Origin of the sequence: Calothrix sp. CCY 0018 (assembly GCF_963920925.1) — a bacterium.
In the GTDB taxonomy this organism is placed as follows: Bacteria; Cyanobacteriota; Cyanobacteriia; order Cyanobacteriales; family Nostocaceae; genus Rivularia.
Window position 1 is genome coordinate 1 of sequence record NZ_CAWUDI010000023.1, and the last position, 21,886, is coordinate 21,886.

The 21,886-nt window shown below is 39.7% G+C and carries 26 protein-coding genes and 1 tRNA gene; 18 read left to right on the plus strand and 9 right to left on the minus strand.

Annotated elements, in window-relative coordinates:
* Positions 1-603 precede the first annotated feature (603 nt).
* Positions 604-1,425 carry an Arm DNA-binding domain-containing protein gene (locus ACM03V_RS17325; RefSeq protein ID WP_414622044.1) on the minus strand — a complete coding sequence of 274 codons (822 nt, stop codon included), beginning with the start codon at positions 1,423-1,425 and terminating at the stop codon, positions 604-606.
* A 516-nt stretch (positions 1,426-1,941) separates the two neighbouring features.
* Here ACM03V_RS17325 and ACM03V_RS17330 point away from each other — a divergent pair.
* The 10 genes from ACM03V_RS17330 to ACM03V_RS17375 all read left to right on the plus strand — a co-directional run bounded on the left by ACM03V_RS17330 (position 1,942) and on the right by ACM03V_RS17375 (position 8,586).
* Positions 1,942-2,277, plus strand: a complete 336-nt coding sequence (locus ACM03V_RS17330; protein WP_414622045.1) for a hypothetical protein — start codon at positions 1,942-1,944, stop codon at positions 2,275-2,277.
* Positions 2,278-2,279: 2 nt separating this feature from the next.
* On the plus strand, positions 2,280-2,720 hold the full coding sequence (locus tag ACM03V_RS17335) for a hypothetical protein (RefSeq protein WP_414622046.1): 441 nt from the start codon (positions 2,280-2,282) through the stop codon (positions 2,718-2,720).
* 84 nt (positions 2,721-2,804) lie between these two features.
* Positions 2,805-3,122 (plus strand): hypothetical protein, encoded by a 318-nt coding sequence (locus tag ACM03V_RS17340; protein WP_414622047.1) that lies wholly within the window; start codon positions 2,805-2,807, stop codon positions 3,120-3,122.
* Between the two features lies 1 nt (position 3,123).
* A complete protein-coding gene (locus ACM03V_RS17345) occupies positions 3,124-5,346 on the plus strand; it encodes a hypothetical protein (protein ID WP_414622048.1) in 2,223 nt (740 codons plus the stop codon).
* Complete coding sequence (locus tag ACM03V_RS17350; protein WP_414622049.1) at positions 5,346-6,161, plus strand: hypothetical protein; 816 nt, start codon at positions 5,346-5,348, stop codon at positions 6,159-6,161. The genes ACM03V_RS17345 and ACM03V_RS17350 overlap by 1 nt, the downstream gene beginning before the upstream one ends.
* A 124-nt stretch (positions 6,162-6,285) precedes the next feature.
* Positions 6,286-6,855 carry a hypothetical protein gene (locus ACM03V_RS17355; RefSeq protein WP_414622050.1) on the plus strand — a complete coding sequence of 190 codons (570 nt, stop codon included), beginning with the start codon at positions 6,286-6,288 and terminating at the stop codon, positions 6,853-6,855.
* Entirely contained in the window at positions 6,855-7,082 is a 228-nt protein-coding gene (locus ACM03V_RS17360; protein WP_414622051.1) for a hypothetical protein, read from the plus strand. The genes ACM03V_RS17355 and ACM03V_RS17360 overlap by 1 nt, the downstream gene beginning before the upstream one ends.
* Positions 7,079-7,564, plus strand: coding sequence for a hypothetical protein (locus tag ACM03V_RS17365; RefSeq protein WP_414622052.1), 486 nt, complete (start codon positions 7,079-7,081; stop codon positions 7,562-7,564). Before ACM03V_RS17360 ends, ACM03V_RS17365 begins: the two co-directional genes overlap by 4 nt.
* Before the next feature lie 18 nt (positions 7,565-7,582).
* Positions 7,583-7,855 (plus strand): hypothetical protein, encoded by a 273-nt coding sequence (locus ACM03V_RS17370; protein WP_414622053.1) that lies wholly within the window; start codon positions 7,583-7,585, stop codon positions 7,853-7,855.
* 227 nt (positions 7,856-8,082) lie between these two features.
* A complete protein-coding gene (locus ACM03V_RS17375; protein WP_414622054.1) occupies positions 8,083-8,586 on the plus strand; it encodes an N-acetylmuramoyl-L-alanine amidase in 504 nt (167 codons plus the stop codon).
* A 73-nt stretch (positions 8,587-8,659) separates the two neighbouring features.
* On the opposite strand, the gene ACM03V_RS17380 is transcribed toward ACM03V_RS17375, so the two are convergent.
* From ACM03V_RS17380 to ACM03V_RS17410, 7 genes are all read right to left on the minus strand, one after another.
* Positions 8,660-8,983, minus strand: a complete 324-nt coding sequence (locus tag ACM03V_RS17380) for a hypothetical protein (protein WP_414622055.1) — start codon at positions 8,981-8,983, stop codon at positions 8,660-8,662.
* A 60-nt stretch (positions 8,984-9,043) separates the two neighbouring features.
* Positions 9,044-10,579 carry a hypothetical protein gene (locus ACM03V_RS17385; protein WP_414622056.1) on the minus strand — a complete coding sequence of 512 codons (1,536 nt, stop codon included), beginning with the start codon at positions 10,577-10,579 and terminating at the stop codon, positions 9,044-9,046.
* A gap of 67 nt (positions 10,580-10,646) precedes the next feature.
* Entirely contained in the window at positions 10,647-11,321 is a 675-nt protein-coding gene (locus ACM03V_RS17390) for a hypothetical protein (protein ID WP_414622057.1), read from the minus strand.
* The gene (locus ACM03V_RS17395) at positions 11,322-11,837 is read right to left on the minus strand and encodes a hypothetical protein (RefSeq protein ID WP_414622058.1); all 516 of its coding nucleotides are present in this window, start codon (positions 11,835-11,837) and stop codon (positions 11,322-11,324) included.
* Between the two features lie 48 nt (positions 11,838-11,885).
* Entirely contained in the window at positions 11,886-12,161 is a 276-nt protein-coding gene (locus tag ACM03V_RS17400) for a hypothetical protein (protein WP_414622059.1), read from the minus strand.
* 1 nt (position 12,162) lies between these two features.
* A complete protein-coding gene (locus ACM03V_RS17405) occupies positions 12,163-12,441 on the minus strand; it encodes a hypothetical protein (RefSeq protein WP_414622060.1) in 279 nt (92 codons plus the stop codon).
* Positions 12,442-12,766: 325 nt separating this feature from the next.
* Positions 12,767-13,036 carry a helix-turn-helix transcriptional regulator gene (locus ACM03V_RS17410; protein WP_414622061.1) on the minus strand — a complete coding sequence of 90 codons (270 nt, stop codon included), beginning with the start codon at positions 13,034-13,036 and terminating at the stop codon, positions 12,767-12,769.
* 269 nt (positions 13,037-13,305) lie between these two features.
* On the opposite strand from ACM03V_RS17410, the gene ACM03V_RS17415 reads away from it, so the two are divergent.
* The 6 genes from ACM03V_RS17415 (at position 13,306) to ACM03V_RS17440 (ending at position 18,504) form a co-directional block, all read left to right on the plus strand.
* Positions 13,306-13,653, plus strand: a complete 348-nt coding sequence (locus ACM03V_RS17415; protein WP_414622062.1) for a hypothetical protein — start codon at positions 13,306-13,308, stop codon at positions 13,651-13,653.
* Positions 13,650-14,027 carry a hypothetical protein gene (locus ACM03V_RS17420; RefSeq protein WP_414622063.1) on the plus strand — a complete coding sequence of 126 codons (378 nt, stop codon included), beginning with the start codon at positions 13,650-13,652 and terminating at the stop codon, positions 14,025-14,027. The genes ACM03V_RS17415 and ACM03V_RS17420 overlap by 4 nt, the downstream gene beginning before the upstream one ends.
* 2 nt (positions 14,028-14,029) lie before the next feature.
* Positions 14,030-14,269 carry a hypothetical protein gene (locus ACM03V_RS17425; protein WP_414622064.1) on the plus strand — a complete coding sequence of 80 codons (240 nt, stop codon included), beginning with the start codon at positions 14,030-14,032 and terminating at the stop codon, positions 14,267-14,269.
* Between the two features lie 65 nt (positions 14,270-14,334).
* Positions 14,335-17,073: a VapE domain-containing protein gene (locus tag ACM03V_RS17430; protein WP_414622065.1), complete on the plus strand. Its 2,739-nt coding sequence runs from the start codon at positions 14,335-14,337 to the stop codon at positions 17,071-17,073.
* A gap of 40 nt (positions 17,074-17,113) precedes the next feature.
* Entirely contained in the window at positions 17,114-17,362 is a 249-nt protein-coding gene (locus tag ACM03V_RS17435) for a hypothetical protein (protein WP_414622066.1), read from the plus strand.
* Entirely contained in the window at positions 17,359-18,504 is a 1,146-nt protein-coding gene (locus ACM03V_RS17440; RefSeq protein ID WP_414622067.1) for a site-specific integrase, read from the plus strand. The genes ACM03V_RS17435 and ACM03V_RS17440 overlap by 4 nt, the downstream gene beginning before the upstream one ends.
* 75 nt (positions 18,505-18,579) lie before the next feature.
* Here ACM03V_RS17440 and ACM03V_RS17445 read toward each other — a convergent pair.
* A tRNA-Phe gene (locus tag ACM03V_RS17445) sits at positions 18,580-18,652 on the minus strand.
* A gap of 553 nt (positions 18,653-19,205) precedes the next feature.
* Here ACM03V_RS17445 and ACM03V_RS17450 point away from each other — a divergent pair.
* Together ACM03V_RS17450 and ACM03V_RS17455 are read left to right on the plus strand one after the other, a co-directional pair.
* Positions 19,206-19,478, plus strand: a complete 273-nt coding sequence (locus ACM03V_RS17450) for an ArsR/SmtB family transcription factor (RefSeq protein WP_414622142.1) — start codon at positions 19,206-19,208, stop codon at positions 19,476-19,478.
* Positions 19,479-20,164: 686 nt separating this feature from the next.
* Positions 20,165-21,814: an iron uptake porin gene (locus ACM03V_RS17455; RefSeq protein ID WP_414622068.1), complete on the plus strand. Its 1,650-nt coding sequence runs from the start codon at positions 20,165-20,167 to the stop codon at positions 21,812-21,814.
* Positions 21,815-21,886: the final 72 nt, after the last annotated feature.

Consider the following 21,886-nt stretch of genomic DNA (forward strand, 5'->3'; position numbering starts at 1 on the left):
TTTCTTCATCTTATAGCTTTTAATGGTATTTTTAGCATACTAGGTACTGAAGAACGGTAAATCTCATTGCTAATCAATTTTTCAATGCACCCTATATCAATTTTCTCATAAAATTTTGAACAACGAAATACATCATTAATTTTGTTACTAATTCTAGTAACAAAATTATGAAACGCATTCTTCTGATTTAATACATACGCACTACTAAATGGCGATCGCACTGTGCCAGTTGCGTAAGTCCTGTTAATGATAAATATAGTAATTCTAATTTTATCTAGCTATTTATACTAAGAATAAAATACTTGTACAGCCATTTTTTAGCTAAGTTATTGTTCAAAAATATGCGGATGATTCCTGTATGTTATTTATTTTTATTTTCCGTTTATTACAGATTAATTATCAATAATGAAATAATTCGTGTAAACCTCAAAAACAGAACAAATCTATCGCTTGTATGTACAACAGAGGAATTTTCTTTGTGGTGATTTGTTGTTTTTGAGGTTCTCCCGAGTCTTGAAATAGTTTCCGAGTCTTCCGGGAAAACAGATTACTTCTTCCTATCATAAAATTCTCTATCATGTAATTTGGCATACTACATAATAGCTATTCTTTTAGCGAGAAGGGAGTAATATGCTTCCATTGCAAACCTACAGCTTCAGATGGTCGGCAGCCTGTGATGAAAAGAAACTCAATGAACGGCGCGTAGTGAGTGTAATAGCGGCTATCTTTAAATGCTTGGATAATGCGTTCACGAAGTGACTCCGAAGGAGTATCGCGCTCCTCCACACTAAACGGATTAATATCCGTCTCCTCGGAATCACCATGTCGTACTTTAATATCGCTCGCCATATCCGCAAACGGATTATCCTCAATTATTTGAGATTTCACAGCCCAATTGCAACAAGCCGAAAACTGAGTCAGTATTTTTTTGGCAGATAACGGACTTCTATTGGCAATTAGCCAATCGCGAATCGCCACAGCTTTATCCAAAGTCTTCACTGGCAGATGCACGTTAATTAGGCGATAAATTTTTTTGTAATCCTTCGCCAAAGTACTCGGAGATAAACTTGAGCGCTTGTATTCGGTATAACTGTCCCACAAATCGACTAATAAAGAAGCGTAACCTTCTGAAGAAGTTTGCTCAGTAGCTTCTATTTCACTTTTTACCGATGATATAAAGATATCTTGCTGTGATTGCGGCTTGTACCGAACCAAAGTGATATCGAAATTGTTGGAGAGTATATCCAACTCAATTTGTTTGGCTTTCATTTCTGCGAGCTTGCGATTGGCTTTGGTATCGGTAAAACCCGTTGATAAATAATGACGTTTACCCCCAAAACTAAAAACGAGCTGTAAACGCTCATTTGAAATTTTGATTTGGACAGTACCCTTACTTGCTTTATGCCTGGATTTTTGGGAACCCACAGGTGACTCCTGGATTTACAAGTGAAGACAAAAAGAAAATGCGATCGCTGGTTTTCTCTATTGCCTTGCTGGACTTGGAATCAGCGCGCTCTGATTTACCCCAACAAATTGTCCAACCTCGCCCAAAAATATCCAACGTGGAGGTAATTTTACACCCAATTCACACCCCTCGAATCGCTGAAACGGGGTTTTTGCTGCATTAAAAAACCCCCAGAAGCGTTAGCTGCTAGGGGTTTGATGTTGTATGCCAGGAACGAGACTTGAACTCGTGACACGAGGATTTTCAGTCACAAGACACGAGGACGTGTAAGTCCTATGGCCTATAGATTGGTACTATAAGCTATCAAAAATTTGCCTAATTCTTGACTAAGGATTGAATTAAAACAGATGAATTTTCTCACTTTTAGCGACCGCTAGCTTTTATCGCTGGCGGTCGCTATTTTATTGATGTTGGTAATCTTTACCTAAAACTTGGTATAAACAGTAATTGAAGTATTATTAATTACCTTTCTTATAATGGCTGAACCAACTTTACAAGAAATATTCGGTACCGGAGCATCTCAAGATTTAGCTTCTCTAACAATTGATAAAACCGACTTAACGGCAGTTGGTTTAACGGCTGACGCTAACAACACGGGGGAGAGTTTGTTAATTGCCGTGTTGCTCAAAGCCCGCGAATACCTCACCCAAGCTAATTACGATGCCAACTTGGATCAAAGCGTACTTGTTGATGATGGTTTACCTAGTTTTTTAAATCGAGGCGTAGACAGTACTCCTTACCGAACCGACCAGCTAACGGTGACTTTGAGCAAGGTTGATACCAATCAAATTATTAATCCAGATGATTATTAAAAATGGGTTGTTTTACAGTTCGCGTATCAATTACTTACCGCCAGAAAGGACGTACAGGCAGCGGAACAACAATTGCTAGAACCAGTGGTTGCCGCGCATCTCCATTCTCTATTGGATTAGATCGCTCTCAAGACGCTTTTTATCTTTACTACAACGGCGGAAAAGAAAAATTAGAAGGTAACTGGCGTAATTATGATCTGCTAGCAAGCAGCATTGTTAGTCAAACTCCTTGTGAGGGATGCGTTGACCCGAACATTTATTACGACTGTATAAATGGGGCTTGTGTCAAAAAAGACAAGTACGGTACGCCAGGAATTTATCAAACAATTGAAGAATGCGAAGTTGTCTGTGGTGAAGGATGCAGCGGCAAGTGTATTGCCAATGCTGACTGGGCAAAGATTCAAGACTTTGCTAGTAAATTAAAAACAAAAAACTGTAATTGAGGACTTGATAATATGGCTTCTGGCACAATTAATAATCTTCAGCAAGCTTTAAATTGTGCTGGAAAGTGCGATTGTTGTGAAAAGTTGCAGCAGCAAATAAACGCCTTAAAAAGTCAAATTAATTCGGTTGATAGTAAAGTAGGGGGACTCGATAGAGATATTAAAAACATTATCCCGCAAGTTAATAATCATGAAAATAGAATTGCTAAAAACGAAAAAGAAATCTCTAAATTTAGCGGTTCTGTTCAAAATAATAAAAGCAATAATTTAAACCGAGATTTACAAAAAATCAAACAACAAGTATCTGCAATTGAACGCTATATTAACGCGCTTGATTTGGCAGGTAAATCTCTTAATAGCCTATTAAAGAATTTTTCTAAACTTTTTTCTGTCTTTAAATAGTATGCCAATTCCTGCAAGCCCCTCCCTCACTCAAACAGTAAATAGTGTTGGGGATATTTTACGAATCCAACGGAATTATTTTGCTAAGTTCAGTAACGGATTAACTAATCTAACCAAGGTAACTAACCTTACTGCAAAAAGGGTTAAGGACGTTGCCAAGGTTGCCGATACGGTCAAAAAAACAGCGGATAATGCTAGCAAGGTTACGGATGCCTTAAAAAAAGGCAATTACAAGCAAGTAAATCCAGGACTAGCGAATGCAATTGGATTTGCATTAAGTCTTGCTTCTATCGGGTTATCATTACTTACTATCAATCAAATTGGAAACCTACAAGAGACACAGTTAAAAATTGATGGCATTCAAAGTAGGGACTTAGGGGATGCCTTTACAAGGGCAATAAATAATACTTTATCTATCAGAAAAATTAGAGAAACATTTGATAAATTCATTCAAAAGTATGAAGAAGAAAAAGGCAGATTATTAAATCAAGTCCAAGACAGCTTTAAAAACTCGGTAGATGCAAGAGAACAATCCGACAAAGCAAAAAAACAAGCTAATGACGCGCTTTATGAGACTCGTGAAGGTAGAAGCAAATTAGATTCAAAGTTATCTAATCTTACTAGCGATTTTAGTCAATTACAAAATGAAATTATTTCTCAAAACGCAGAGTTAGCACGTAAAGTTAATCAAAGTTTCGATGATTCGCGAGAAGCTTATAAAATTGGAAACGACGCTTTATATGAAGTTAGAAATGGTAGAAGCATACTAGAAGGAAAAATATCAAGGCTGGATAATAAAATTGCATCTATCGATCCAAGGGCTAATCTTGCTAATCTATCTAACCAACTCTCTCAAATTAAATCTACAGCTACCAACGCACAAAACACCGCTAATAAAGCTTTGCAATTTAAAGCTCAGCCTGGGCCAGCGGGCAAACCGGGGATAGCGGGTAAACCAGGACTAAACGGACTGCCGGGGATAGCGGGTAAACCAGGAGCAAACGGACTGCCGGGGATAGCGGGTAAGCCAGGAGCAAACGGACTACCGGGGCCAGCGGGTAAGCCAGGAGCAAACGGACTACCAGGGATAGCGGGTAAGCCAGGACTAAACGGACTACCAGGCAAGGATGGTAAAGATGGTAAAGATGGTAAAGACGTGAATCAAGCTCAGTATAACGACTTGCTACAAAGGGTATCTCTAATTCCCCCGTTAATTGCAAGGGTGCCAGGAGACACGGTAAATAAAATGCCAAAACCGCTTACTGGCTCTCAAATTGAGGCGGCTGCAAGTGCGGGTGTATGCCGATCAACAAATCCTGGTGGATGCATGAGTAATGCTTTAGGAAATACCGCTAATACAATTAATCAAAATACTAACAATTGGGGACAAAGTATACTTGATAAATTTAATGCAGGTGCAAACGCCGCTCAGCTTGCACTACTTAAAAAAGTAGATTTAAAGTTAGGTAGTCAAATTACAGGTGGCTTGTCGGGTGCGGTCAAGAATATTTTTGAAAATAAATTAGTCGATCGAGCGCTAGCACTCGCTAACCTTGCCGGGACTTTCCACAACGGCTTGATGCTAAGTAATAACCTTGCTCAAACTCTATTTAGCGCCACTGATAACATACTTAATGCTGTTGGTATAAAAATAAAGGATGAAAAAGGAGCTGAAATTAGTACTAAAGGAGTAGTCGATTCCTTGCTGCTTGGGTTTGCAAATTCGTTGTTTGGAGCCGAGAACGTAACTGCATTAAACGCACAGTTTAAGCGCGCAAATCGCGTTTACCAAAGCGCTGCAAATATGGTTGATAGCGTCCGCTCGATGACAGATTCAGTACGTAATGTTGCTGAATTTACAGCTGAAAACACAGGTAAAATTGGTAACGCTTTAAAAACTTATCAGGTGATTGCTCCAGACGCTTACAAGTGGATGCCTGAACAGGTTAACGCCCAATCAGTTTGGATGCAGCGGTTGCAAAATTTAGAAGAAGCCGCGAGCGGAATTGAAATGGTTACATCTGAGGTTTTATCAATAACTCAAAATGCTAACGAGATAAAAACGCAACTCGACGAATTCAAAAAAGCTACTGAAGAATTGCCACCCAAGCCACGAATCGACAACAAGCCCGTCCTTGATGTCAAAGTAGCTCAAAAAACCGCTTCGACGTTTCCAGCGGTTCCCGAAATCAGTGGTGATGCAGACAAGGAGCCAGACGAATAATGGCTTTACCAGCAGATTTCAACGAGGTAGAAAATCTTACCGATATAGTCAGGCGAGAATTCAATAAAAAAATTCAAGCTTGGTTCAAGAATCAGGCGGATAACGATGTTAGTTCTCCCAAAGCGAGGCTCAAGCATAGCTGTTTAATCAAAGATGATGACCCCATACCCGTAATGACAATGAGAATGTGGTTGTTTGAATTTATTGTGGGACAGGCTCAAGCCTTGCAACCAAACGTAATAATCGCACCAGATTTTACGCGAGTTAGCTTGACTAAATACAGACCGCAAATACAAATGTTTTTCAAGGAATCGGTGACAGCCGCAACTTACGATCCAGATTATCGTCCGGTAACAGGTGAAATTAGTTTCAGGTTGATGGATGAAACGAGCGAATCAATTTCTCGAACCAAAGCCGAACAGTTAGCTTTAAAGATAAAAAACTTATTTACTAACCCATTATTGATTTGGGAGAAAGGGTGGTATTACTCAAGTTATACTGATGTTGATAAAGGATATCGGTTAAAATTACTGAGTAAAAATAACGCCGAATCAAAACGAATTGTGAATAAGATTCTCGATATTCAAGGACACTCATTTGATGAGAATAAATACGCTTTTAATGACCATGACCGAAATTTCCCTGCTGTACCTCCAACCCAAAGAGTGTACGGAAGACAGCGAAAAATGTCTCGCGACAGACCGAGGGCAGACGTAAAATTTCAGCACGCCAAATTATTTGTATTTGGTTTAGCAAATCCCATTAATCTAGTTGACGCTTCTGGATACTTAAGAAGTGTGATACATCGAGTTTAGGTGCAAAAAATATGTGCAGAAACCTTATAAGATTTCCCCCTATTTCTAAGTACTAAAATCTTGTGTTAGAAAAATAATAAGCAAGTTAAGATATTGCAATTAACCGCTTTATAAATTTGAAAAAATGCCCAAACGCTTTAACAATTTAGACGCTGCCCTAAAGTACCTCAACCCCAAAGGTACTGATACCGAATCAACTTCTGAAGCTCCTACCGGGTCGCAGCTGAGATTTTACCAGGATTGGAAATCGGGTAAGCGAGCCGTTGAGTATGGCGATCGTGACGCTGGATCTCGTCCGGGCGACCTTAAGCGAGTGACCGTTAAACCTTTTGCTTTTGCTTCCGCTGATACAACAGAGTATATTGTTGATCTTTCTGCTCGCGCAGAAACAAATATTTCTGCTGCTGGAATAACCGCAGCAGAATTGGGAATAAAAACGGATATCTCTTCCGGTACTAACGTATCTAACTTTCAACCCGCAAAAATAACGGTTGCAGTCGTTGGAACCACTACGACAGCAGGAGAGAGTAAGCTTACGGGTAGAAAATACAGAAAAAGAGCTGCTAGCTCCTACACGTTCCCCTTTGGTCGTACCACAGGTGAAGCGGTCTATTCAGAAGCAAAAGCTGCTCTTTTAGCAAGTGCTCAGGCTGCGAATAGAGTAGTCACCTACCAACCGGAACGTTTTAGATAATGTTTAATGATGCCTTGCGAGTAGGTATCTACATCCCTACTCGCAAACTTTCTTGTGATGAAATCAACTATCTAATCAAGCAAGAAGAAGTATCTAGCTTGGCGCTGGAGCGATTTCTCAGTGCTGAGATATCTTGGAATGACTACCTCGATATTTTAGAAGTTTGTAATGTTGATATAGATGATTATTTAGAAACAAGCGATCAAAACTTTGCTTCAATAATGTGAGCGATTATTTAGCTGACTTAAAAAACGATAACAATTGGCAACAAGTATATACAGATAGTAAAACCGTATTGTATGACGCGGCTGGTGGCTACCGTCCTTTGCCAGTTTTTGAGATACCAATAACTTTCGATAGCCCGCTTTTAATAATACGAACTTTATCTGATGGAGCTAAATTTACTTGGCGATTCAGCGGTGTTTTATCGCAGCGAATCTCAATGTCAAACGTTGCCAGCCCTGTACCAACGGCTGCTTTGAACTATAATCGACTTAGAATAAATCGTAGTTCATTACTTCACTTCCCCCGGTATAATACTGATTACGAATTGATTTTTGAGCCTTACACTTGGATCAAGAATATTAATTTAGCTATCTGGTCATACAGCGGTGTTTTTACAAACGAATTATTCGCCCAAGTAGAAGAAGTACGCGATAACGAACTATCTAGGATTGAGTCAAAAATTGATACGATAATCAACGGTTAAAAATCCCTTTTTAAGATTTTGAGAAGTTTTAATATTGCCGATTTAATTGCGGCTGGTAGCTTGCTACTTACCACTATTAGTGGCATCGTTGCGACTGCCTTTTGGTATGCCAATACCGAAAAACGCAAGTATGGGCTAGAGCGTGACTTTGCACATCTTAGGCGTAATTACGAACAGATTCAGCAGTCATTGAATACAATTTTGGTCGAATTTGATCACCGATTCGATACCGCTGAAAGAGATATTTTAGAGGTCAAATCTGTTTTAAGTAATTTAAAAAAAGAAGGATAGAAAAAATGACTTCAATACTTCAGAAGCTAAGCGTTAGGAGCTTGGTTGTCCTATCTTTGGTTTTTGGTGGCGTAGGACTAGCCGTTATTGATCCAAATTTTCGCCCAAAGTTCGCCGACATAATTAGTTTTGGACTAGGAGGTTATTTTGGACAGTTAAATCCAGCCAGCAAGAACTCAAATAAATAATTTCAATTTTTAATCAATTTAACAAACAAAAGATAACTCATGAAATATGCAATTGACTTAGGTCACAATATTAGTCTTGACGGTGGCGCTGTTGGCATCAAGCGCGAAAATGATTTGATTATGGCAGTTGGGGAAAATGTTATTTACAGGTTACGTAAAGCGGGTCATCAAGTTGCAGAGTGCAAACCAACTTGGGCAAGCTCTGTAAATGATTCACTTCGACGACGGGTTAACACCGCTAATGAAAGTAGAGCGGATGTTGCTATCAGTATTCACTTTAATGCTTTTAACAGGCACGCTCACGGGACAGAAGTCTATGCAATAAGTAGCAGAGGTAAGTCGATCGCTCAAAAAGTAGTAAACGAAATATCTTCACTTGGATTTGCTAATCGCGGCGTAAAAAGTCGTGGGTTTTATTTTCTTCGATATACCTCGATGCCAGCAATTTTGATTGAAGGTTGCTTCTGCGATAGCCAACGAGATATGAATTTGTTTAATGCCGATAAGATGGCAGAAGCTATTGTAAAAGGTTTGTTACAATAGCTTCATGACTTGACGCTTGATATGAAGAATGCACCCACTTTTAGCGGTTACTATTATTAAAGTAATCGCTTTTTTAGTTCAAATTTCTATTGGGGCAATCTTCACACTTTGGATAGGTTCTCATATTATTTGAGCAGCTACCTTGGTCGTGAAATGGACAAAGTGCTGCAACCAATTCGTCATAATCTGGATCGTCTTTGTCATATGCCCAAGTGTTCTCGCACGCAGGGCATTTATGAAATCCAAAATCGTCATTACGAGTAGCTACGGTCAAACATTTAGGACAAAGTTTTTGGTCTAGATTATTTAGCATTTGAGATTTATCTTTTATGCAATTAGTATTACGTTTTAAGCTTGCTACACTGCTACCGCTACAAAGAGTAAGTCTAAAAAACATTGCTACAGAACGGTGCTACAGGGGTTGCAAGGTTTTGTTGCAGTAGCAGTAGCAGATATTTTACAGTAGTCTTATTCCTAAATCATCGTCGGAAATATCTATTTTTTCAAGTTCAAGCAATTCAGTAAAGACATCGTTCAGTTTATGCTCGTCAGTCAATAGACCGAGCCGGCTAAGCATTACATTAAAAGAAATATCCCGCTTATTGTCTTTATAATTTTTGTAATAAAGCCAGTCCTTGCTGTTCTTATTTATTAACCAATATAAAATCTTTTGAGCTTCTTCTGATAGTTTGAATTGCTGTTTTAAAGATTCAATCGATGTTTCATGATTACTATGTTCAGCCGACTTTATGTCTTGGAGGTGCGTCTGCGTGTCCCTATCGTAAGCCGAATAATTTTGTAATTTCTGCATTGAATACCACTGAGTAGTTCCCCCGTAATAAATAGCTCGATCTACTTCGGATTTTTCGATTAAATCAACTATTTCCTCTACATCAAAATTCTTAAATATTCTTGCTTGTTTCCAGTCCGAAATAACTCCTAAATTGGTTTTATGGACTAAAGCAATCTTAGTCAACTGAGATAGTGAAGTGAGATCGGAACCATTCCCACCTGCGTAGGGTGATTGAACCACAAACCAAATATTTTTACCTGTGCTGTCGCCACTTGAAGTAATGCCGACAATGCGGTCATTGAGTAAGTTTGAAGCTTTAGCTGTTTTCAGTTTGGCTCCGATAATCGTTCCTTCATCTACCACAAGTAAACCACCGCTGTTTTCAGCGACGAATGCATCATAATCGTTTAGCGCAGATTCGATAAAAGCAGCTACAGCAGAAGCGCTAGCTGCATCACAATCCAATCTTTTCTCAACAGCTACGACTCCATCAAAATACCCGTATTCCTTGGAGTCGTCTTTTCCGTTGATTAAAAATACTTTACGTTCGCGCCTTGATTGTTGTAACTGACGCAGAAGATTCGCTAAAAGCATTCCTTTCCCGCTACGACCCAAGCCAACGATAAAAAGGTTGGGAATGCGATCGCGAATAATATCTTTAATATCAAAACTTTGATCGCGCTCTTCCCACTTTTCTACTTGGGTGTTCGTGGAGGGATTAATAGGAGAATCAAAAATTACCGCCGGAGTTTCAAGGTCGGGTTTTGGTTCAAAAAGTTCGCCTAATTGTTCTTGGTCTAAAAGCGGCTGATTGCTAGTCCTCAGATAATTTTCAGCGAACGGGGATAACTCCGCTCCAGTACTCTTTACAAACTTTAACTCTTCCGATACAGTTTGCGATCCAAATTGCTTAAGGTAAATTCTAAAATTATCTTCATCTAGTACGAAAGCACTGCATCCGCATTCGCGAACCAATCGTAACCTTTTACCAATATTTTTTGAAGCATCCCAAGCCGACTTGAGACACCATGCAGCTACGACACCACCCAATAGCTCTACGCCGAAAGCAACCCCGACACCACCAATCAGTACTCCTGCAATTATCTTTGCGCTCATACCCGAATTCAACGCTTTGCTTTCGGCTATTAACTCCCAGGCTTCAACGTCTTTGAAGTCGCCTTCTGGATCAAAGTTTGTCATTATTAATTTAGAGTTAAAAAGTTTCTAGAAGCGGGTTGATCTGTTAGGCCTCAACCCGCTTTTTTGATTAGTTCAAATCGGAAATAACTTGAACGATAATTTTACGTAACTTCAGAAGGAATTGAACGGCTCCAACGGTTGTTACTGCTCGTAGAATATTCCCCCAATCAATTTGGGAGAATTGCTGATACTGGACTACATCGAATAATTTCCAAACATTCCCCCCGCCTTGCACCGGAGGAAACACAGTTAAGCAAGCGAAAAAATCTACAACGTAAACGCATACCCCTAGTAGAATCAAGAATCGCAATACTTCCGTACTAAGGCTGTTCCGAAGTTTTTTAGCAAACTTTACCTCCCACGAATCATCTTGAACAGAAGCATAGCTATTGCCAGCTTTTTCAATATTTTTATCTAGGAATCTTTCATGCCCAAGTAATTCCATTGGGATGATTTCTAATATTTGGATGAACGCCCAAAGCAAAAATCCTAAGCCAATATTGATGAATTTCAGCAGCAAGCCAAATATCGCACCTATCACCCAAATATTTAAAATAAAATTGGTAATTTCCGAGTAAGAAATTCCAGAGAAATACCTTGTAGCAATGATTTCATAGGGTTTTACATTGGTCAAAATTATTGAGACAATAATTCCTGTTATCACGAAAACTAGCAGCCGTAGCACTAGGGGTGATTTTTGCGAAGTATTCGGGCTTGGTGGATTCGGGTATTTTTGTACCATCTAATTACCTATGACTGGTTGACTGTATTGCGAACCACGAAAACGATTCAAGCGTTTTTGGACTACATCGCGATCGCCCGTAAACGCCAAATACGAAACCGCACCATTGCGATCGATAACAGCGGTGTTACCGTGAGCATCACAAACAATAGCTCCAGTTGGCAGATATTCGCGGGTAATTTTATCTTTTGGCTTGTCCCCATGCTTTATCCCTGCAAAGTAGTGAGTTTCATTTTTGTACTTGTCACCGACTACTGGAAGACATGATTTGTATCTTTGATTCGCAACAGCAGCTTGACGCTGTTCGTGACTAAGTTGACGTTCCAATTCTTCTGCAATATCTTGCTGTTGTTTTATTTCAGCACGAATTACACTAACTCTGGCTTGATGTTTTCCTAACGACGGGATACTCGCAACGAGTGATGCAAGAATCAAGCCCCCAAACATTACGTTTACAGGCTTTATCCCAACATCAGACAGCAAATTGCTAAACTGTTGGTGTTTTGGTAATTTCATAATTGCTATAGGTGCAACCGCTCGCTTTCATCCAAGCGGTTGCGTTTTTCAAAAGTTATCTACTAGTCCGGCGATTCGGCGTATCACCGGGTCATCTTCTCCGTCATGGTGGCTTGGCGGCTGTTCAAGCGATGGAATATTGAACCGTTCAAGCGGTTTTGGATGCTCAAAGCTAGTCACCTGCCACGTATGCCTTAAGTGGGTTCCGTAGCGAGTTAACATTAAGCCGAAAAGACTTGCAAGGTTACTGCACCCGGTTGTTCTGCATAAGTCATCTGCCAAAGCCTCTACTTCGGGTGATAAAGTTATTCGGGATTGACCCACGCTACAAACTCCTTACTTGATCGATTAGCGCTTGGATCATTCCTTCTTTGTCGCTAGGGTCAAGCTGTTTGATCAAATCGTACTGGAGCCAATGCATCTCAGCACGAATTTCTCCCCCAGAAGCTCTCAGTGATAAGTCTCTCGAAAGTTCTTGGATTAAGTAGAGTTTTTCGCGGACTGTTATCCCTTGAAGGTAGGAACCGTACCTCTCTTGTATGTCATGAAGAAGTCCCTTGTTATTTGGAATGTAATTGGTGTAATAACCAAGTGGTTTGTTCATTGGTAAAATAGTGGTGTTATACGTTTGTGGCTGCTATTGCGAGTAGCAGTCCTTACTCTCTAACTCCCAATGCCCAAGGCCCTACGACGCTACGATTTATGGATTACATTGGGCAAGTCATATTCAATTACTAAGTCTAGGAGTGGCGCGTACTCCTTTTTTTATTCTCAACACCCCACGACGCTACGATTTACGGGTGTTATATTGAATCCGTTGATTTTTTCATGATTACGATCCGAGTTGGGGGAGTGGCGCGTACTTCCCCAACTTTTTTTAGGTATTAACCATACAAGGACGGGCTACTGCTTACTTAGCGGTTTCGCCGTTATTCGGTCACTTGTGGGTGTTCGCTTGGATTGTCTGTATAAGCACTTAAAAACTTTGGAAGATCGTAGAAGTTGATCTTAAACAACTCACACAATTTCAACCATTCTTGGTGTGTTAAAGCCGGTTCATTACCACTTTCCCAACGGCGGATTGTAGATACATCTTTGTTTAGCCAATAGGCTACTTGAGATTGGGTTAATTCGGCAGCCTCCCTCAAAGATTTCAAGGCAGTTTTACGCTCCACTTGATTTGTTTCGTCTTTAGGCATAATATCATATAAGCGCTGAATTTTGCACGCTTAAAAATAAGCTTGCGAAATTCAGCGACTTGGTAAACAACAATTGAGTGGTTGTGCGACATCACAACCGCTCATACCTAAGTGTCTATCGATAAGCGCTTAGGCGAAACAGTACATACTTGTAAGACTGGAAGAATAGAGGTCTGAGGTTGTGGAGGCAAAAAAAAAGAAGCTCCAGGAGCTTCATAAAAAAAAAGTGAGTGTGAATAGTTTGGCTTATAAAGAATAGGAGAAGTTTGTTGAAAACACCTAAATATTGCAAAAGACAAAAATACGAAAACCCTCCGATTACAAAAATCAAAGGGTTAACGCATGGTAGTGGTAGATGTCACTACCAAAACCATGAACTTAATTTTAATCCTTACAGTACTAGGTTTCGCAGTAGGCGCTTGGCTTTTATTGCTAGCCTACGAGGAAACTTACGGACTTCCAGCTTTTCTGTTTTGGGATTTAACCCACATTCTTGCGATAAAACTTCCAAGTTACAACCGAAAGAGAACCAAGTCGTATCGTTCCAAACGTTCGAGTCAATTGGGTTATTGCAACTCCAAAGAATACCACAGATTGCTGGAGCTTGTGCGCTATGACCAAGCAACAGCAACGCGACTCGTTAAATACGCCAAAAACTGTAATCCAGAAAAGTCGGATAAGTGGTGTCTGGAGAAAGCTATTTGGGACCTGGAACGCGATCGGTCCTAAGCTCGGACAACTAACTTTACACTTGCGTTTGTGGAGATGGGCTGCGGTTCATCATCCCGATTTTAAGTGTTTTGAAGCTGGTTTCACCAAAATAGTTTTTATTTCGGTCAGTTATAACCCAGAATTTAGCTTGTTTCTCCAAATACAACTATCGCTAAACAAACCCTCATTTTACGTACTTACTCCTTATCTAGCGGTAGGAGAATTTTGTCGTGTTCATGGGTTGAAACATGAAGTTTTTGATGATGGAATACCTTTTTAAATATGACCAAGAACCCTAACGAATTACTCAAACAAACTTCCTATACCACGGGTGACTTATTAATTAAACTCGTTGATTACATAGAAAAAGAATTCCGAACTGACAGAGTAAGGGCAACCTTTGCAGCAGGAGTTTTAATCGCTTCTTTACCCACAATGATTGAAGAAACCGAAGGTGGGAAAGAAGGAGTGCAAGAGATAATCAATGACTTTGAAAATACTTACAAGAATTATGACAACTAAAATTGGAAAAAAAATAGGATGCGAAGAGGCACCCAAGAATAACACAAAATAGGTTTATTATTAACATGATTGTAGCACAAGATAGAACAGAAAGTGCGATTTGTAAGCCAGAATACATCTCTACAAAGCATTGGGAAGAGTGGGTAAATTCCGGGGTTAAACCATCAATAATTGCGGCTAATATTTATACTGAATTAGATGCAAGAGAACTTGATAAAGCTTTAAATCGAAATACTCATAGGAAATGGAAACACTCAGATAAGCTGGTACCAGCATGGTTGGTGCATGGTGTTAACCCGCTTACAGGAGAAAGAGAATGGCTTGGAATCCAAGCCAAGCCGGACAATCCAGAAATCAAGAATGGTAAAACTCAAAAATATATTGGTACTTGGGATTATGGAGCAGCGCCACTGTTTTTAAAAGTTGATGATTTCGATTATTGGTTAAAAGTAATACAAGATTTAGGAATACCAATAATAATTACAGAAGGTGCTAAAAAAGCTGCGTGCTTATTAAGTAATGGTTATGCTTGTATTAGTATTCCTGGAGTTAGTGCCTGTAGGAAGAAAGGTAAGTTACACAAACTAATAAATCAATTCTGTGGATTCGGCAGAACTTTTTACTTGTGTTTCGACAATGATGTTATTACCAAGCGTCCGGTACAATTAGCCCTTGAGGGATTAGCAAGGGACTTGAGCGCTACAGGTAGCAAAGTAATGGTAATTTCTCTTCCCGAAGGGGATGCTAAGGGAGTTGATGATTATATAGTCACTAACTCGGTAGAAGCATTTGAGAAATTAGTTACTCACGCTCAAACAATTGAGGAGTGGAAAGAAGACAACGATCTATCTTGGAGCGCCAAACAGGAGCAGATCAAAAATCGCAAGAAATCGAAATTAGCAAGAGCTGTAGAAACTATTCAAACTGCGTGGGGTGGGTTTTTAAGGTGGAATGAGCTATCCCAACTCCCCGAGCTTGGATTTGAACAATTAGAAGCCGATGAATTAAGAATCAAAATCGCGCTAGAACTCGATATGGATGTCAGCAAAGATGACTCGGTAACAGCCATCCGAGCATTATCAAAACAACATCGCTATCATCCCATAAGAGAATACTTGCAAGATGTAGCAGAAAGCTACCACGACGTAGACCTAACAATAATCGACAATTTAGCCACCGAACTATTCGGCAACGATTCGCAAATTTGCAACATATATATGAAGCGATTTCTGATCGGGTCGGTAGCGAGAATGATGAGACCCGGAACCAAGATGGACAACGCGGTAATTCTCCACGGTGCTGAAGGAATTAAAAAGTCAACATTTTGGAGTGCGTTATTCGGGGAGGATTGGTTTTCTGATTCGATCGACGACTCCAACGCTAAAGATGAAAAGATGTTGATTCACGAATACTGGTGTCTAGAATGGTCGGAATTTGCGACGGTCTACAAGCATAAAGATATTGAATCATTGAAGAAATTCCTGGCTCAAAGGAATGATTCCTTTCGTAAACCCTACGAACGAACCATCTCAAAACATAAGCGCGGCTGCGTGTTTGTCGGCACCACCAACAATCCCGAAATTTTGCAAGACCCTTCAGGGCGTAACCGTAGATTTTGGATTATCAACGTTAACCAAGAAATTAATATCGCCAAACTAGAAGCAATTCGAGATCAACTTTGGGCTGCTGCTTACTATTGCTGGAAGAAAGGAGATATCCACTACATTGCCGAATATTCGGATGAAGCCAAATTACAAGACAAAGAAAACGAGCAATTTAAAGCGGTTCATCCTTGGCAAGAATTTATTGAGTCATTCCTCATTAACAAAATTCAAACCTACAAAGAAGAAATTTTCGAGGCGTTGGGGATAGAGCCAGGAAGAAGAGAAGCTCGCCACGAACGAACGATCGATCAATGCTTAAAAATATTGGGATGGGAATCAACCAAGGAACGAGGATATGCAGCGAATGGATACCGACCTCGTTTATGGAAAAAAATAATCGCAGAAAAAAATATAAATTTTGAAGGGGGGGTGGATCGAAATGCCCAAGACAACGATATACCAAAGAAAACCTTCGATCCACCCTTCGATCCACCCCTTGATCTAAAAAATAATAATAACTACTCAAAGCCTGTAGTTACAGTCGATCCACCCAACGATCCACCCTTCGATCCACCAAAAACCGGGGTGGATCGAAAAAACGAAGGGCAAGTAACGAATTTCGATCCACCCTTCGATCCACCCCTCGATCCGGATCGAGGGGTGGATCGTTGGGTGGATCGAAAGATTTCGGGCAGGGGAAAAGGTTTCGGGCATTTCGATCCACCCCCCCCTAAAAAAGTTGAAAATAAAAAAGAAGAAAAAAAAGAATTAATTGAGCTTCATCCCAGTTTTGACCAGAATCAAAATAACCTATTAAAAATTTCAGGAATTACTGGTAAGTGGGAAGTGAGCTATCAGCGCGGTCAAACCCACATCCATATAAAATATTTGTCCCCCGATAAAAAGAAGGGGAGGCAATCCGAATTTATTCAGGTAAGGGAGCGGCTAACTTACACGCATTTTCGAGAGAAAGTAGAAGGTGCTATTTGGGAATTAGAAAGGGGGTTGGTAGGCGATCGCCTTTTCCGAGTTGAGGTGATGTCGAACGATATGAATGAACTTAAACCAAAGTTGATTGAGGGATGCACGCTAGTGTCAGTCCCGGACGTGCCAGATAGAACATACTTTACCTTCGCCTCTCCTACAGGAAGAGTTATTACCAAGTTTGGTCTAAATGAATTTGAGCTTATGGAGAGATAGAAACATGAAGGTCACTTGCCAATACTGCAAAAAAGCTCCGATGCAATACGAACAATGCAGAAGCTACGGGGGTAATTTAATTTTTATTTATAAATGCCCAAATTGCGGGGAAGGCTGTATTGCCAAAAAACTAGATTATTCGGGGGCACCGGAAATTAAATGGTTAGTCCCAAAAGCCGAAGACCCTACAACTGAAGATGATTTTGGAGGAGTAAAAGTTGATGGCTACGACATCATCGCGGCTAGTGATGCAACCGATCAAGATGGTAATTCGGTTTACTGGTCATGAGTGCTGAAGAACTTAACGCAATTAACAAACGCTTAGCCGAAGGACTTATGGGAGTAAGGGTTGAGCAATTAGGAAGTAAGCTATATTTACGTGCAACCTTACCCCCAAAGCCGAACTCTGACAAAAGTAGACCGTCCCAACAGCGTATAGCTTTGGGGATAAAAGCGAATAGCAGGGGAGTGAAGCGAGCAGAAGCAGAAGCGTATAAACTCGCGGGGCTGCTAGCTTGTAAAGATTTCGAGTGGGAAATTTATCTGCAAGGTTCCCCTGAATCTCCACTCGTGCGCTACATCAAAGATTTGATTGTAGACTTTGAAAACTTCTACTTTGAAACCCGTCAACGCAACCACAAAACAGTAACTACATGGACTGTGGAATATCTGCGAGTATTTCTCAAACTACCTCAAGATGAACTGCTGACCAAAGAAGCAATACTAAAAGTTGTAACCGCGACTCGACCGGACACTAGAACCCGTAAACGGGTCTGTATGGGGCTGCAATCGCTAGCTGATTTTGCGGGAATTAAAATCAACCTCAAGCCCTACAAAGGAAAATATTCCCCAAAGAAAGCGACACCGCGAGATTTACCGGATGACGCGACCATAGCCAAATATTTTTTTGAGATTGAAAATGAATCGTGGCGTTGGGTATATGGGATGCTGGCAACCTACGGTCTAAGAAACCACGAAGTATTTCGTTTGGATTTCAACGCGATCGAAAAAGGCGACTACATTGTCAACGTGGGGGAGAACTCCAAAACTGGCTCGCGGCGCGTGTGGCCTTGTTATCCAGAATGGTTTGAGCAGTTTGACTTGCAAAACGTAAAGCTACCAAGTGTAAACGTCGATCGCGCGAATGCCGATGTCGGACATGTGGTTACAGTATGGTTTAAACGCCACATTCCCTTTGCCCCATATAACTTGCGTCACTGTTGGGCGGTGCGTACCTTGGAATTTGGACTTGATATTTCCTTGGCTGCTCAACAAATGGGTCATTCCAACCAAGTACACAGCGAACTTTATCACCACTGGATTAGCGAACGCCATCACCAACGGGCATTTGAGTTAATGATGATGAGAGAAAGCCGACCACAGCCCCCTGTTGTTTTGGGACATAAACCAGTAAAATTTTTTCTTGACTAAACTTTGACTAAAGAAAAAGATTAGATGCAAGGAGCTGGTGTAGTCAAAACTAGGGTTATTTGGGGCTGTAAACAATGCCAGGAACGAGACTTGAACTCGTGACACGAGGATTTTCAGTCCTCTGCTCTACCAACTGAGCTATCCCGGCAAACTTATTTGACCTACGATTATGAAATATAGCAAACTTATATTACTTTTGCAATAGTTTCGCCAAAAAAACTATTTATATGGATTTAATTGACAAATTTACCTTCCGGAGAATCTAAAAAAACTACTAACTCTACGACAGCGATACTATTCATCCTAATTCTGGTTAAACTGTCTAATCACCATAAATGTAGTATTGCTAAGCTAAATAAACAATTTACATCACCCCTGCAAATTTGCTGGTAGGTAATTCACAAGAAGAAGGAAACAGCAAGTGAAATTAAAATAACTTTCCCTAAAGCGATATAGTTGTACTATATACTAATAAGACCTATGCTTATGATTGAGTTCAAAGCTAACCCGCATTTGTTGCCGTAGGGTTGATACTTAAAAATATGTTACTACTAAGGAACAAAATAAATGCTGTATAAGTAAATCAGAAAGTTGTATTGAGAGTATTTGTTTAACCGTTCATACTTAATCGCTGTTCTATATAACTAACAAAAGTGCAATCTATTGAAAAACAACCTATCAGTCACGAAAAAGCTCAAAGAATGGCAGCTTTTTTTAGCTTTTTAGGAGATGCTAATCGTTTAAGAATTTTGTCGCTTCTTGCAGAAAAAGAATTTTGTGTTAGTGATTTAGCTACTATCTTAGAAATGAGCGAATCTGCTGTTTCTCACCAACTCCGAAACTTACGAATTATGCGTTTAGTTAGTTATCGCAAGCAAGGTAGGCGAGTGTTTTATCAACTCCACGATAGTCATGTGTTGCATCTTTATCAATCTGTTGCAGAACACATAGATGAAAAAGATGAAATCTTTTAACCCTATTTTATCGAAAAATTATCTAGTTTATTTTTAAAATACGTGGGTTAAGAAAGATTAAAACATTAAAAATATGATTTTCAATATCACTTGATATCTGTTGAGCGCAAAGCCTTATAATCGGATATATTAATCAAATAAAATTTTTACATAAAAAGAAATGTTACTTATTTTCTGAGCGTGGATTAAATAAAAATTAGCGTTATTTTCACCAAGTAAATTTTATCGGTTTGTTAGCGGAGCGTGTCCGATAGGACATAGCCCCCGGATTTATCCGTGGATTATACGAGGTAGTTGCCCCTAGATTTATTTATGGGGAATTAATTACGTTTCTAACAGAAATTATTTCTTGAAATAATAAGTTTTGATGACTACTGGGGCTTTTCGCTAATTTAATCTTAGTCTCATCTGCTCAATGCCAAATTTTAACTGATTTTTTATAATTTGAAAATACTAACATTGCTTAATTATTGCTTTTTAACTATATACAAATATAGTTAGTTCGTGAGCATATTGTTCGATTGCTTTTTAATTTGGTGCAGTAAGTCTAAATAGTCAAGATTTCTAGATTTATTGTGAAAAAACTACTGAATCCTGATATATTATTGAAAATTCTTTTTGATAAAACTGCTTTGATAAAAGTAGGAGTTACCCCGAATAATTATTGTGAAGTGTGAGTGAACATAATGAACAAAGTATTGCAAGCTCTACTAACAAGCCCACTTGTTGGTACAATGATAGTTATCGGTAGCGATGCTATATCAGCACAAACTGTTGTTAGTGTAGAAAGTAAGGAAGAAAAAACAGTTGTAACACCGCTATTTCGAGATGATAATCCTAGTCAGAAAAAGACGATCGCACAAGTGACATCAGTGTCTCAGCTATCCGATGTACAGCCTACTGACTGGGCATTCCAGGCTCTGCAATCTTTGGTAGAACGTTATGGATGTATTGCTGGATATCCGAATCAAACTTATCGCGGTAATCGTGCATTAACTCGATATGAATTCGCTGCTGGTTTAAATGCTTGTTTGGATAGAGTCAACGAATTAATCGCAACAGCTACTGCCGATATTGTTACAAGAGAAGACTTAGCTACACTGCAAAAGCTCCAAGAAGAATTCGGAGCCGAACTTGCTACCTTACGTGGAAGAGTAGATGCGGTAGAAGCACAAACTGCTCAACTAGAAGCGAATCAATTTTCTACAACTTCTAAATTTGAAGGTGAAGTTGTAACGGCAGTGGTTGATGCTTTGGAAGGAGAGACAAACGAAGACAATACAACTTTTGGAGCTAGAGCGCGAATCAACTTTGCTACTAGTTTTACTGGAAAAGACACTTTATACACTCGTATTCAGACTAATAATATTGTAAGTCCTGATATAGGAACACCCGAAGGTAATCTTGCTTTTGGCGAAAGCAGCGATGATGCTAGTACTGATGCTGCTCTTGATGCATTATGGTATAGCTTCCCTCTTACTCCTAAAACTAACGTTATTGCGATCGCGAATGCAGGTGCTGCCGATGACGTTGTAGATACTGTGAACCAATTTGATGGTGATGGAACTTTTGGTGCAATATCCTCTTTTGGTACTCGTAACCCGATTTACTATCAAATGGGTGGTTCCGGATTAGGAATCACTCAAGAATTTGGCGGTAATTTGGCATTGAGTTTGGCTTATTTAGGAGGTTCACCCGCAGATCCTTCTCAAGATAATGGTATATTCAATGGTCCCTATGGTGCGCTTGCACAATTAACCTTTGAACCAAGCGAACGCTTTAAAATTGGTTTGACCTATATAAACGCTTACAATCAGCAACTAGGTACTGGTAGCCAACGTGCCAATCCCATATCTTTCCTTGCAAATGAAAATGTTCCCGATCCTAATAATCCAGGACAAACCGAGTCAGCAGAAGTGCCATTTTCTAACAATTCTTACGGTATACAAGCTTCTTTAGGCATTACCAACAATATCGTCTTAGGAGGTTGGGTTGGATACACAAATGCTAGTAATTTATCCACTCAAGGAGGAAGAATTGACCGTGGAAACCTTGATATATGGAATTGGGCGGTAACTTTAGGGTTTCCAGATTTGGGTAAAAAAGGAAACTTGGCAGGTATTATCGTAGGTATGGAACCGAAGGTAACGGATTCGAGTATTGATGAGATAAATGAAGATAACGATACTTCCTATCATATCGAAGCGTTTTACCAATTTAAGGTAAATGACAACATTGCTATTACCCCTGGAGTTATCTGGTTAACGGCACCAGATCATAACGATAATAACGAAGATGTTGTAATTGGTGCGCTTAGAACTAGTTTTACTTTTTAACGCTTTTCGTAATTGATTGGCGTGTGGGATTTTTTGTCTAAAAAACCGTAAGTAACTTCTTTAATATTTTGC

Coding starts and splice junctions, on each gene's coding strand:
- ACM03V_RS17330 (WP_414622045.1), top strand. CDS start 1,942: ATGGCTGAACCAACTTTACAAGAAATATTCGGTACCGGAGCATCTCAA.
- ACM03V_RS17335 (WP_414622046.1), top strand. CDS start 2,280: ATGGGTTGTTTTACAGTTCGCGTATCAATTACTTACCGCCAGAAAGGA.
- ACM03V_RS17345 (WP_414622048.1), top strand. CDS start 3,124: ATGCCAATTCCTGCAAGCCCCTCCCTCACTCAAACAGTAAATAGTGTT.
- ACM03V_RS17350 (WP_414622049.1), top strand. CDS start 5,346: ATGGCTTTACCAGCAGATTTCAACGAGGTAGAAAATCTTACCGATATA.
- ACM03V_RS17355 (WP_414622050.1), top strand. CDS start 6,286: ATGCCCAAACGCTTTAACAATTTAGACGCTGCCCTAAAGTACCTCAAC.
- ACM03V_RS17360 (WP_414622051.1), top strand. CDS start 6,855: ATGTTTAATGATGCCTTGCGAGTAGGTATCTACATCCCTACTCGCAAA.
- ACM03V_RS17375 (WP_414622054.1), top strand. CDS start 8,083: ATGAAATATGCAATTGACTTAGGTCACAATATTAGTCTTGACGGTGGC.
- ACM03V_RS17380 (WP_414622055.1), bottom strand. CDS start 8,983: ATGTTTTTTAGACTTACTCTTTGTAGCGGTAGCAGTGTAGCAAGCTTA.
- ACM03V_RS17385 (WP_414622056.1), bottom strand. CDS start 10,579: ATGACAAACTTTGATCCAGAAGGCGACTTCAAAGACGTTGAAGCCTGG.
- ACM03V_RS17390 (WP_414622057.1), bottom strand. CDS start 11,321: ATGGTACAAAAATACCCGAATCCACCAAGCCCGAATACTTCGCAAAAA.
- ACM03V_RS17395 (WP_414622058.1), bottom strand. CDS start 11,837: ATGAAATTACCAAAACACCAACAGTTTAGCAATTTGCTGTCTGATGTT.
- ACM03V_RS17405 (WP_414622060.1), bottom strand. CDS start 12,441: ATGAACAAACCACTTGGTTATTACACCAATTACATTCCAAATAACAAG.
- ACM03V_RS17410 (WP_414622061.1), bottom strand. CDS start 13,036: ATGCCTAAAGACGAAACAAATCAAGTGGAGCGTAAAACTGCCTTGAAA.
- ACM03V_RS17420 (WP_414622063.1), top strand. CDS start 13,650: ATGACCAAGCAACAGCAACGCGACTCGTTAAATACGCCAAAAACTGTA.
- ACM03V_RS17425 (WP_414622064.1), top strand. CDS start 14,030: ATGACCAAGAACCCTAACGAATTACTCAAACAAACTTCCTATACCACG.
- ACM03V_RS17430 (WP_414622065.1), top strand. CDS start 14,335: ATGATTGTAGCACAAGATAGAACAGAAAGTGCGATTTGTAAGCCAGAA.
- ACM03V_RS17435 (WP_414622066.1), top strand. CDS start 17,114: ATGCAATACGAACAATGCAGAAGCTACGGGGGTAATTTAATTTTTATT.
- ACM03V_RS17440 (WP_414622067.1), top strand. CDS start 17,359: ATGAGTGCTGAAGAACTTAACGCAATTAACAAACGCTTAGCCGAAGGA.
- ACM03V_RS17450 (WP_414622142.1), top strand. CDS start 19,206: ATGGCAGCTTTTTTTAGCTTTTTAGGAGATGCTAATCGTTTAAGAATT.
- ACM03V_RS17455 (WP_414622068.1), top strand. CDS start 20,165: ATGAACAAAGTATTGCAAGCTCTACTAACAAGCCCACTTGTTGGTACA.